This window comes from Amedibacillus sp. YH-ame6 (genome assembly GCF_053848845.1).
Genome location: NZ_JBSPEZ010000003.1, coordinates 156,766 through 168,871, shown reverse-complemented (window position 1 = coordinate 168,871; position 12,106 = coordinate 156,766). Strand labels below are relative to the sequence as shown.

The window sequence follows — 12,106 nt, the reverse complement described above, 5'->3', positions numbered from 1 at the left end:
CACATTTGAATAATTAGTAAAACTGGAACGTTGTTCCTGTATTTATACATATGGTAGCTATTTCTTAAGGTACATTGTTTTAAGATACATGAAAGGTATTGTTCTTTGTGAAGTTAGAAACTATACTTTGTTTATCCTAGGAAACAAATACTCACAGAAGGGAGTTTGATGTAATGTATATGAAGGAAATAACGTTAGAAATGAGTCTAAAACCATTTAAAATTAATACACATGATGAGATACAAGCGGTTTGTAAATCTATGTTCACGCAATGGTTACCACTTGTAAAAAATGCCGAAACGATATGTGTATTATTGTGGATAGGGGATGGAAGTGAATTATTAGAATATAGTGGAGATTTGAAAGAAAAGATTGAATGGGCAAAATATATTGGTAGGGCAAATGAGTTTGATGGAGATTGGAATAAAGAGGGAGATCCTGAAAAATTAAGTCCTCATGCACAAAAATACCTTTATATGGATAATCCACCAATATTCCTCTATGAGGATTTGAAGTATATAACACAAATCCTTAAGGAAGTGGGGATACAAATCACTGGAAAGAATATACGAGTAGGAACAACCTTTGACCCAGGTCCTGAATTTGCGGAATCTGAATTTAAATACAAGAGACATCCTGAAATCTGTACAGCGGGTACAATGGGTGACAAGAGCTTTGTGGTAAGTTATGAAACGTTGAAAGGTGACAAGTGTCATTATCGTGCATATCCGAATGGAATTCCGGAAGGGACCCCATTTGCGGAGTTCTTTGGTAAACAGAGCCAAGTCTTTCTAGATGATATGGGATTTGACTATATTTGGTTTTCGAATGGTTTTGGGTTTGGTGCTGAAAATTGGGCTACTATTGGACCATTATTCAGTGGTGAAAAGTTTACGAACGATAAAGAAAAAATATTAGATGTAAAGCAGAAGACGTTGCAGTTTTGGAAAGAATTCCGTGAAGGATGTCCTCATTATGAGGTACAAACAAGAGGAACAAATTTGAGTGTTGGAATTGATTTTGCGACAGATGGAGTTGATACAAAAGATATCTATGATGGGAATTTTAACATCGTACCACCACCAAATTCTCCATGGGCTGCATTGGATAAAAACTTTGGGTTAGAGATGAGTGGATTCATGTCTAGGATTGCGAAACTTCCAAATGATTCTGGCTTCATGTATCGTTTCTATCTACATGATCCATGGTGGATGAATAGTCCTTGGTTTGATCGCTATGAAGGAGAACCTCATGATATTTATCTTCCTCTCTCCATTGCAAGAATCAATCAATCATATGAAATTGAAGTTCCTTCTTATATGAACATTCTTACCGTGGATACTTCTCTTGGCGAAATGCCAGAAGATGCTGTACAACATGTATTGCCACATATGAATCAAGCAATAAAGAATATGCCTGATCAAGCAGCACCAATTGTATGGGTATACCCATTTGATGAATATCAAAGTGCTAATGAGGAAGGTGTTTATGAGTTAGAAAAATCATTCTATGAAGATTGGTACATAACATCTGCCATAAATACAGGACTTCCTTTAAATACTGTTATATCCACGGATAACTTTGAAAATCATCAAAAGGAAAATGCAAACTATTTCAAAGGTTCTATCATTTTATCACCAGTGCCAAGAAAGAATAGTGCATACGAAAAAGCTTTATTTTCTTTTCTTGAAGAAAACGGGAATGTGTTACTTTACGGTTCTTTGACGAATGCAAGCAAGCAATTACTTCATATGCTGAATTTAAAAATATGCGAAGGCATTGATGGAAGAATGAAGTATATAGATTTTATAAGTGAAAAAGCAGAAAAGCAAGGAATGCTATATCATGATGCAGTATTGTCAAATGGTAAAATCGATACGGTGTTAGATGATGATAAGAAAGAAGTAGATGTTATCAGTAAAGTTACGCAGGGAAGTACAGAACGTATTTGTGGCATTCACAGCAATCATGGTGGAAAACTTGTGTGGTTGCGTGGTACCAATTGCAATGTTGCGAAAAAAGGCGCAAACCTCTTACAACCTTTAGATACTAGTATTTCCATCCATGAAGAAGAGATGTTGCGTCGTGCGTTGTGTAAGTTTGACTTATCAATTGAATTTATTAAGCAGGATGAAACTTCAAAAGAACCTGCACTAACAATACATCGTCATAATAATGCGTTCTATTTTTCTGGATATGTACCGAATACAACCATAGGAACACGTTTGAAATTCCCATTAGGAATCCCAGTGATGATTGGTCATGAAGTACTTGTGGAGAATGGTTATGGTATTTATCACTTTCCACGCTCCTTCCATAAGGAGTGTCGAGTGTTTGTACAACAAAAAGAAAATGGAACGATTTCCATGAGTGAGTATGGGCCAGTGAGTGTCATTATGAAACGTAGGGTGTTGCTTGAAGGTTTAAAAGACGCAACTATTTATGTCTTCCCAGAAGCAGGAAAAGAACAAAAATGTGAATTGTTATTAAATTCTGAAAAACCGAATATTATTGGAGAAGATTTTACATGTGAACTAGTGGATACGGTATGGGGTAAGGCCTATAAAGCAGAGCATGTTACAGGTAAAATCATGTATTCTATGGAGTTTGACGATGTAACCTATCTTGAAGATAAGAGGAGAAAATTATATGAGTAATCTTGTAGGCTTGAGAGTTGATGAGAGACTGATTCATGGACAAGTAGCAACTGCTTGGACAAATAAAGTTGGTGCACAGAGGATTATGGTAATTGATGATCTGGCAGTAAAAAGCGATATGGATAAGATGGCATTAAAAATGGCTTGTCCAGCAAATTGTAAATTATCCATCTTATCAAGTGATAAAGCAGTATGGAATCTAAAGGATAATAAATACGGAGATGAAAAGATATTTATCGTATGTAAACATCCAAAATATTTTCTAAAGTTATTAGAAAATGAAATTTACTTTGATGATCTTGTGCTTGGGAATATGTCTTCAAGAATAGGTTCTAAAATGCTTAGAAAATCCGTTTATGTTACCGATGAAGATATTCAGATAATTAAACAAATTACAGACAAAGGAGTTCATGTCGTATTGCAAATGACTCCTGGGGATACAAAAGAAGATTTCCTATCATTGATAAACGATTAAAATAGAACATCATGTTTGAAAGGAGAATAACATGTTAGAGATTTGGCAAATTATACTATTAGCTTTATTTGCAGGGTTAAGCTTTGTAGATGCGATGAGTTTTATGACTGGAGCGTATCACAATGTTGTATTAACAGGAGTGATTACAGGACTTATTGTTGGAGATTTACCTTTAGGTCTTGCGATAGGTGGAACGTTTCAATTATTAGCACTGGGTATGGCGGCGATTGGAGGATCTTCAATTCCAGAGTATCGATCCGCAGCAATCTTAGTAATCGCACTGGCTTCCTTAAATGGAGGTGTGGATGTTGCAAATGGATATGTTGTAACATTTGGTATTCCTGTTGCGGCATTAACGATTCAATTAGATGTAGTTGCGAAGATGTGTAATTCCATTTTCCAAGGAAAGATTGATAAAGCTGTACAGAAACAGGATTTCAAATTGATTCAAAGATATAATATTCTAGGAGCGCTATCCTTGTTTATGGGAAGAGCAGTTCCAGTTGCATTGGGATTGATTGTAGGACCTAGTTTAGTAACGATACTACAAGAATATACACCTCTTTGGTTAGTGGATGGATTTAAGGTAGCTGGTTCTATTCTACCAATTGTTGGGTTTGTTGTGCTATTGAAGTATCTTCCAACAAAAGAGAATATTCATTTCGTTTTATTAGGATTTGTACTATCTGCATATTTCAATTTGAATACAACAGGTGTTGCCTTAATTGGAATTATAATTGCTATGATAATTTATAAGAATATGAACAAGACACCAGAAGTAGGATTTGTTCAAAGTGTAGGGAATGATGAGGGTGACGACTATGACGAATAATAAAACATTTACAGCAAAGGAACTTCGACGTATCAGTTGGAGATGGGTTGCAATGGGACAACTATGCTGGAATTATGGAAAGATGCAAGGTTCTGGTTATTTAACAACCATGTTGCCAGTAATTGAGAAGCTTTATGGTGATGATCCAGAGGCAAAACAAAAAGCATTAGAGGCACATTCTCAATTCTATAATTGTACACCGCATATGACTCATATTATATTGGGAATGGATATTGCAATTGAAGAAAAAGAAGGGATCAAAGCAATTGATACTGTAAGTTCTCTCAAAACATCTTTGATGGGGCCATTATCTGGTATTGGAGATACCATCTTCGCAGTTATGAACTCTGTTGTTTTTGGAAGTATTGCGGCTACAATGGCAGTAGATGGAAGTTACATTGGAATGCTTATTTGGGAAATCTGGTATTTATTTGTATTGTTTATTCTACGTCCTTTCTTCTTTCGATTAGGATATAAACAAGGCGCAAATTTAATCAGTGTCTATAGTGATAAATTAAAATCTATTACAAAATCCATTTCCGTTCTTGGGTTAATTGTAGTGGGGTCCATGGTTTCTAGTATGGTGAATTTGAAACTAGGGACGATTCCAATGTTTTCAAGTAAATTGAATTTACAAGCCGATTTATTTGATAAAATTATGCCAAAATTGCCACAAGCATTGCTCGCAATTTTCTTGTTTTGGTTGATTGGTCGTAAAGGAATGACAACAACAAAATTGATCCTCTTTGTGATTGTATTATCCGTTGCGATGTCTGCGATGGGAGTGTTTATTCCATAATGGAAAAGGATCAAGGAATTATTCTCATCAGTCATGGAGGATTATCTTTTGAAATGAAAGCATCCATACAGATGATTACTGGAGAAGCAAAAGATATCTATTGTGTAACTCTTAATGAAGAAGGAAGTCCTCGCTTCGAAGCATTGTTACATGAGGCACTTGAACAAACACAGAGTTATGAACGCGTGATTGTATTTGCAGATTTATATGGTGGAAGTCCATGTACAATGGCTTTAAAAAAAATACTTGAAAATTCACGTTGTGAATTAATTAGTGGCATGAATCTTTCAATGGTATTAAGTGCTGTGTTAAGTAAAGAGGAAGAAGTGAATAGTCTACTAAATATAGGACGAAATGCCATTATGGATGTAAAAGATGTATATCAACGAATGTATTACGAGGATGAAGATTAAGAGGTTTTCGCAATGTAATGTGTACCCTTTGTCAAGGACAATTTTAAAAAAAGGTATTTGAAGTCATAAAAAATTAAATTATCCTAGCGATAAGCGGAAAACAAAAAGGCATGTAATTCAATTTATATGTCTTTCTTGTATAAAGTGCCATGGAAGAATATATTTTACAAAACATACTGAATGATGAAGTTGATACCATTTCTTTATGTATGATTCTCTATCTCTAACCTTTCTTGATGATAAATATGATTAGATTATTTTTTGTTTAATACATATAAACATATAGAGGGAGAACTTCTTACATTGCTTTCTTTGGATCAAGAAAATCATTTGGATAATGTCCGCTAATACTGTATTCATAATATTCATTAGGAGATAACTTCGCCAAGTTCCATTGATATCTATCATTATTATAATAATCCATATAATCATCTATGCAGACGGTTAATTCTTCAAATGTTTTACATTTGCTGATATTGATTTCATCTTTCATATGTCCAAAAAATGATTCTTGAGGTGCATTGTCCCAGCAGTTTCCTCTGCGTGACATTGATTGCCTCAAGTTTTTGTTTTTCAATAATTCTCTAAATGAAATACTTGTATAATGACAACCTTGATCTGAATGTATGATAGTTTCTGTGGTAAGTGTTACTTGATGCACTTTTATAAGCTGCTCTACTGTTTCTAACACAAAGTCAACTTCCAGTGAGGCACTTGCGACATAAGATAATACTTGATTTGTATATGCGTCTTTCATGACGGACAGATATGCTTTTTGATTATTCCCATAAAATAGATAGGTGATATCTGTAAGTATCACTTTACGTGAACCTTGTTTGAAATTTCTTTCTACTTCGTTTGGCGAGATTGTATCACTTATCAACGCTTTTGCCATTCTGCGATAAGGGTTTGCTTTACGGAGAGGACATACTAAGCCAAACTTCTTCATTAAGCGCCTTATTTTCTTTTTGTTCATTTTTATTTCATCATGTAATAATCTCATGTAGATGCCTCTTATACCTTTGTCATAACCTCGATACTTATATGCATTTAATATCTTTTCAAATTCCTCTTTATCTTTTTCGTCTTTTCTTTTTCGCTTTTCCAAATTATTAATCCAATTATAATATCCAGATCTTGATACTTCTGCTATTTCACATAGCCAACTTATATTCAAAAGGTTATTATCTCTAGATATTAAATCTTGTATTACTTGGAATTTTTCTTCTGTTGAATCCACGATGCCTTGCGATTTATGGTGTTGATTTTTTTTAATGCTTCTATTTGCTGGGACTGTAGAGCTATTTTATGTTTTAAGTATACTAGCTCATCTTCTGTACTCATTTCTCTTGTTTTTTGACGTCCAACATTATCTGTCCTAATATCACGAAAACCTTCAATTCTAGTAGATTGCTTTTTTACTCTTTGAACGATATTGTCAATTCTTTTTCTTCCCAAAACTTTAGGATCAAATCCCATTTCATAAAGGATCAAGCTTGGTATTTTTTCTTCTAATGAATATTTAAGAAAAAATTCTTCTCTAAATCCTTCTGTATATGTGATTGCTTTTTCAGTTGCATTTTCAACATACGGATTATCTCGCAATATTTTTAATTGTTCCTCTGTAAAATGATTTACTCCCATTTTATCGCTCCTCATTCTTCTTATAGTATACCAAAAGAAAAGACCCTGTAAAACAGAGTCAGTATGTGTTTATACCTTTTTTTCATACTGTCCATTTTACAGGGTACATTTTAATGTGCGAAAGCCTCTTAATCTTCTCTAAGAACTGAGTGAATTGAAAAAATTAAATATCATTGCAATTGTGTTCTTAAAAATCACTTTTTAAAATATCAATAAATTCATTAAAACATTTTACCTCTAATATATGATGAAGTAGATTCTTATCTTCTAAGGTTTTTACAACGCCTTCATAGATATCCATGAAATCCTTACGGTCTTTTTTTTGGACGGCAATCATTAAAACGATATGGATAATCGTATCATCCCAGCGAATCCCCTTGTTATTTATTAAAACACAACACATTGTTTTTTTAGCATTTAAGGATATTCCATGAGGAATTGCAAAGGCTTCATAAAAGCAAGTAGAAGATAATTCTTCACGACTCTTTACGGAGTTAATAAAGTCTGCATCCGTGATTCCTTTTTCAATAAGTTTGTTTCCTAAGAACTCAATAACATCATGTTTACAATGAAGTGTATCATCCATAAAAAATAATTCTGGTTTGAAATATTTAGAAAATAATGCGTGAAGTTGTTTTTTTCTTTTTGATGCTAGGGCGGCGTTTATTGCATCTCCAATAAGCTTATTGTCCTGCAAGGTGTAAAAAGGTGAAATATGAAGAACCTTGCTAGATAAGGACAAGATAGGTTTCGTAGTGATTATTAAATCGTAGCTATTTATAAACTTTTGATCCTTTATACGTTCATTATTTTGGATTTGATTAATAGTAATTAAATCAACATAATGTTTAAGTAATTGCGTTTTTATACTATCAGTGATTTGATGATATTCATCACAAGATAAAAGAATATTCACTTTATGGTCTTGTTTTAATGAATTCTCCATCAGATAACCAACGTGAATGGTAATTAAACTGATTTCTGCATCACAAACAACAATATGGAATGTATCCGCAACATCTTTCGCAATTTTTACGGATACATCATACATAAATGGAAAACTCTTTTTAAGTGTATAAAGGTAATCATTATGGTTGTTTTGATTGTTTTTTGATCGTAGAATTAAACCATCAATGTGTAATGCAAAGTTATATAAAAAATCCGCATAATCAATATTTAAATAATAATAAGAGAATGTATTTTTTAAAATTTGATCAATCTCCTTGATAAACTGCTCATGAATGATCCGTTTTTTTTGAATAGAAGGATTATTTAAATCAGGCTTTATTTGACCAACCAATAGCGAAGCGATATAACAAATATCTTCTTTATTAGGATGAATGGAAAAATGTTGGGCATATTGTGTACAAATTTCTAATGCGATTTTATATTCCATATCCTCTTCAATGAAGGCACTTGTGGTTTCCTCTATAATATAATTGTCTAATTCCATTCTAAATAAAGAAATAATAATATTAATAGTTAAGCTTTTAACATAGACATCATCAATATAATAGTGATGATGCATAAGGGCATTTAAAATGATAGTTTGAATCTTGTCAATATTTGTATTGGGAAAATAATCATTCAAGATTGTTAAATCTTGAAATGCTGGCTCGATTTCATTAATAATCATTGATTTTATTAAATTACGTTTATCCGATTCTTTTCCGCTTATGCTAAGGCATGCATGATTTCTTATGATTTTTAGGTTAAAGTTTTCTAACATTTCTTTATACTCTTTTATTCTCTTTTCTAAAGTAGATACACTTACAAAAATTTCATCCGCAAGTTCTTCGATGCGAATAGGTTTCTTTGTATGTAAAAGATTTTGAATAAAATCATATTCATGAGAATCTTCAATATCGATTATTGTATGTATTTCAGAAAGAGCTTTCTTATTTACTAAATAGCCTTTGTTACTTGATAAAATAAAGTGATAGGTGCGGTTGATAGAGGAAATTTCACTCTGTAAGGTACGTAATGAAATGTTTAAAATGCTACTGAGGGCTCTTCCAGTAACTGGTTGTGTAGAAGAAGATAAAATTGTAATAATTTCATTTTGTCGTTTATTAAACATCTGTTTCCCTCTTTCGTTTCTACACTAATATTATAAAAGATGCACAAAAAAATGTATATCTTTATTTACGGTGTACCCCGCAATATTTTAATGCGGGATAGGCCGTATTTTTAAATTTGTGTACACTGGTTTTGTTTTATAAAATGGGGATAAGAAAGGAGTGCAGATTATGAAAAAAGAAGATGTACAAAATGTATCATTTCAAATTATTAGTTTTGCTGGAGATGCATTTGCTGATTTCTATGAAGCAGTAGAAGAAGCGAAAAAAGGTCGATTTGAAGATGCAGAGAAACTTATGAAACATGGCGGTATTACAATGAATGAAGCACATAAAGTGCAAACAGAATTGTTGACGTGTGAAGCGAGTGGAAAGGATATCGAGTTTAGCATTATGATGGTGCATGCGCAAGATCATCTAATGACTTCAATTATGTATGAAAGAATTGCAAAGCAAATGATTGATATTTGCAAAAAGGTGGAGAAATAATATGGAGAAATTTTTATGGGGAAGTGCTACTGCGGCATACCAATGTGAAGGAGGATGGAAAGAGGGGGGGAAGCAATTGAGTAATTGGGATTTCTTTTGTCATAGTGAAAAAAATGATGTAAATCCAGTAACTGGGGATATAGCATCTGACTTTTATAATCGTTATGAAGAGGATATAGAAATGCTTGCAAAAGGAAATCAAAATGCATATCGTTTTTCTATTTCATGGTCAAGAATATTAAATGAAAAAGGTGAAATTATACCTGAAGGACTCGAGTTTTATCACAGGGTAATAGATACTTGCTTAAAATTCAATGTAGAGCCTCTTGTTACTCTTTATCATTATGATTTGCCACTCCCACAATATCTAGCAGGGGGATGGGAAAACAGAAATACAATATATGATTTTGAGAAATACGCAGAAATTTGTTTTAACGCTTATCATGAAAAAGTAAAGTATTGGGCAACAGTTAATGAACCAAATTATGAAACGCTATGTTGTTATGGTTTTGGTAACTATCCGCCTAATGTCCAAAGTATTGAGCGAAAATTCAAAGCAATGTACCATATTATGCTAGCAAGTGCTAAAGCAATTACCCTATTTAAACAAAAAAAATATAAAGGTTTTATTGGTTTGGTTAGTGATAGCTATTCTATTGAGATATTAAATGATGATGAATCCTATAAAGAGGCTCAAAGACTCGCCGATTTGTTTTTTAATCGCTCAGTAAATGATGTTTGTATCAATGGTGAATATTCCGATGACTTTATTGAAAAGTTAAATATAGAGGGTTATGATGTATCATATATGTTGGAGAGTGATAAAGCAATATTTGTTACTGGAGTGGTAGATTATCTTGGGTTAAATGCATATGATCGAATTTGTGTAAAACCATATACAATAGGAGAAAGTATTCTAAGCACAAACAACACAGGAGATGAAAAACAGAAAAATAGAAATGTTATCAAAAATTGGTTCGAGATTGATGAAGACAAGAATATTCCAAAAAATGCTTGGGGAATGGAAATGTATCCAAAATCAATTTATAATCTTTTATTGGATTTAAACTATAAATATCCTGCAACACCGATTATTATTACTGAAAATGGTTTAGGTTATTATGATAAACTAATAGAAGGGAGAATACATGACACTTACCGTGTAGATTTCCTTTCAGGTTATATTGAATGGATAAAAAAAGCAATCAAAAATGGGGTTGATGTGAGGGGTTATTTTGTATGGTCAACCATGGATTTATATAGTTGGATAAATGGCTATGAGAAACGTTATGGATTAGTCTATGTAGACTATGAACATCATAATCGGAGAATACCCAAAGATAGTTATTACTGGTATAAGGATTTTATTGAGAAGGAGATGGAGAAATGAAAAAGCTAATTGCACTTGTAGAAAATAAAATTGCGCCTATTGCTAGTAAACTAGCAAGACAAAGACATTTAAAAGCATTGCAGAATTCTTTTTTAACAGCAGTTCCCTTTATGACGATTGGTAGCTTTGCATTGCTAATTTGCTCCCCTGTTAGTGATTTTACAACGATGGAAGCAGGCGTATTAAGAATGTTTATGGAAGGTTGGGCAAAGTTAGCTACCTTCTTATCGCCTGTTTTATTACCAATCTATAATATTACATTAGGAATGATTGCTATCTATGTAGCGATAGGAATAGGTTTCTTCTTATCAAGACATTATAAAATGAATACTTTATTACCGACTTTTGTTACAGTTGCCTCATTTCTAATTATTTGCTGTCAAGGAGAGGGATTTACAGTCAACACACAATACTTTGGTTCTAGTGGTATGTTTAGTGCAATTGTAATCTGTATTCTTGCTTTTGAAATATACCGTTTTCTTGTAGTGCGTAAAATTGGATTCATAAATATGGGAAGTGTAGGTGTTCCTGAAGCAATTGCTGATGGTATTGGAAATTTATTTCCATCTTTGATTGTAATGGTAATTGTTGGATCATTAAGTACAGTTTGTGTCTTCTTAACTGGGGTAGGAATTCCAGAGCTAGTTGGATTACTTCTTGCTCCTGTTTCAGGTATTATCGATACACCATTTGGTTTTATTCTATTGGAAATGCTTGTTTGTTTATGCTGGTGGTTTGGGATTCATGATGGCTTTATCACAGGACCAATTGATACGTTCTTGATGGCAAACTTCACAGTGAATGCAGCTGCTTTTGCGGCAGGAACAGCAGTCGCCGATTTACCATATATAGTTACAGAACCATTCTGGTGGAGTATAATGTTAGTAGGTGGAAGTTCCAATATGCTTGGACTAGCATTCTTATGTATAAGAAGTAAATCTAAGCAAATTAAAACTATTGGGAAAGTAGGTATTGTACCAGCGATTTTTAACATTGGAGAACCTCTTGTATTTGGTTTGCCGATTTGTTATAATCCAGTTTTATTCATTCCATATCTAATTATTTCACCGTTATGTGGAGGTGTATTCTATTTTGCAACAAAAATGGGATTTCTAAATAAAAGTTTTGTTTTACCTGGATGGAATATGCCAACGCCAATTAGTCAATTCTTGGCAACCATGGATGTACGTGCCCTTATTCTTGCGATTATTATGCTGTTTATTTCTACACTCATTTGGGTACCGTTCTTTAAAACATATGAAAAGCAAAAATTAGAAGAAGAAAACGCAATGGATACAATAAAATCTAATGCAGATAAAGGAGAATAAC

Annotated in this window: 11 protein-coding genes; 8 read left to right on the top strand and 3 right to left on the bottom strand. The window is 33.0% G+C overall.

Translation table 11 applies throughout. From position 1 onward, the window contains the following. Window positions 1–179: 179 nt before the first annotated feature. From ACWG0P_RS04275 to ACWG0P_RS04255, 5 genes are read left to right on the top strand one after another with little or no spacing between them, the layout of a single operon-like run. Window positions 180–2,657 (top strand): hypothetical protein, encoded by a 2,478-nt coding sequence (locus tag ACWG0P_RS04275; protein ID WP_455800636.1) that lies wholly within the window; start codon window positions 180–182, stop codon window positions 2,655–2,657. Continuing rightward, window positions 2,650–3,132, top strand: coding sequence for a PTS sugar transporter subunit IIB (locus ACWG0P_RS04270; protein WP_455800635.1), 483 nt, complete (start codon window positions 2,650–2,652; stop codon window positions 3,130–3,132). Before ACWG0P_RS04275 ends, ACWG0P_RS04270 begins: the two co-directional genes overlap by 8 nt. Window positions 3,133–3,163: 31 nt before the next feature. Continuing rightward, a complete protein-coding gene (locus tag ACWG0P_RS04265; protein WP_455800634.1) occupies window positions 3,164–3,964 on the top strand; it encodes a PTS mannose/fructose/sorbose/N-acetylgalactosamine transporter subunit IIC in 801 nt (266 codons plus the stop codon). After that, on the top strand, window positions 3,954–4,763 hold the full coding sequence (locus tag ACWG0P_RS04260; RefSeq protein WP_455800633.1) for a PTS system mannose/fructose/sorbose family transporter subunit IID: 810 nt from the start codon (window positions 3,954–3,956) through the stop codon (window positions 4,761–4,763). The genes ACWG0P_RS04265 and ACWG0P_RS04260 overlap by 11 nt, the downstream gene beginning before the upstream one ends. After that, on the top strand, window positions 4,763–5,176 hold the full coding sequence (locus ACWG0P_RS04255; RefSeq protein WP_455800632.1) for a PTS sugar transporter subunit IIA: 414 nt from the start codon (window positions 4,763–4,765) through the stop codon (window positions 5,174–5,176). Before ACWG0P_RS04260 ends, ACWG0P_RS04255 begins: the two co-directional genes overlap by 1 nt. A gap of 298 nt (window positions 5,177–5,474) precedes the next feature. On the opposite strand, the gene ACWG0P_RS04250 is transcribed toward ACWG0P_RS04255, so the two are convergent. The 3 genes from ACWG0P_RS04250 to ACWG0P_RS04240 form a co-directional block, all read right to left on the bottom strand. After that, on the bottom strand, window positions 5,475–6,416 hold the full coding sequence (locus ACWG0P_RS04250; protein ID WP_455800631.1) for an IS3 family transposase: 942 nt from the start codon (window positions 6,414–6,416) through the stop codon (window positions 5,475–5,477). Then, a complete protein-coding gene (locus tag ACWG0P_RS04245; RefSeq protein WP_455800630.1) occupies window positions 6,386–6,820 on the bottom strand; it encodes an HTH domain-containing protein in 435 nt (144 codons plus the stop codon). Before ACWG0P_RS04245 ends, ACWG0P_RS04250 begins: the two co-directional genes overlap by 31 nt. A 187-nt stretch (window positions 6,821–7,007) precedes the next feature. After that, window positions 7,008–8,900: a BglG family transcription antiterminator gene (locus ACWG0P_RS04240; protein ID WP_455800629.1), complete on the bottom strand. Its 1,893-nt coding sequence runs from the start codon at window positions 8,898–8,900 to the stop codon at window positions 7,008–7,010. Between the two features lie 169 nt (window positions 8,901–9,069). On the opposite strand from ACWG0P_RS04240, the gene ACWG0P_RS04235 reads away from it, so the two are divergent. The 3 genes from ACWG0P_RS04235 to ACWG0P_RS04225 are packed head-to-tail and all read left to right on the top strand — an operon-like array spanning window position 9,070 to window position 12,105. Continuing rightward, entirely contained in the window at window positions 9,070–9,387 is a 318-nt protein-coding gene (locus ACWG0P_RS04235; RefSeq protein WP_455800628.1) for a PTS lactose/cellobiose transporter subunit IIA, read from the top strand. Window position 9,388: 1 nt separating this feature from the next. Further along, complete coding sequence (locus tag ACWG0P_RS04230; protein ID WP_455800627.1) at window positions 9,389–10,777, top strand: glycoside hydrolase family 1 protein; 1,389 nt, start codon at window positions 9,389–9,391, stop codon at window positions 10,775–10,777. Next, complete coding sequence (locus tag ACWG0P_RS04225) at window positions 10,774–12,105, top strand: PTS sugar transporter subunit IIC (protein WP_455800626.1); 1,332 nt, start codon at window positions 10,774–10,776, stop codon at window positions 12,103–12,105. Before ACWG0P_RS04230 ends, ACWG0P_RS04225 begins: the two co-directional genes overlap by 4 nt. The last annotated feature ends 1 nt before the right edge of the window (window position 12,106 follow it).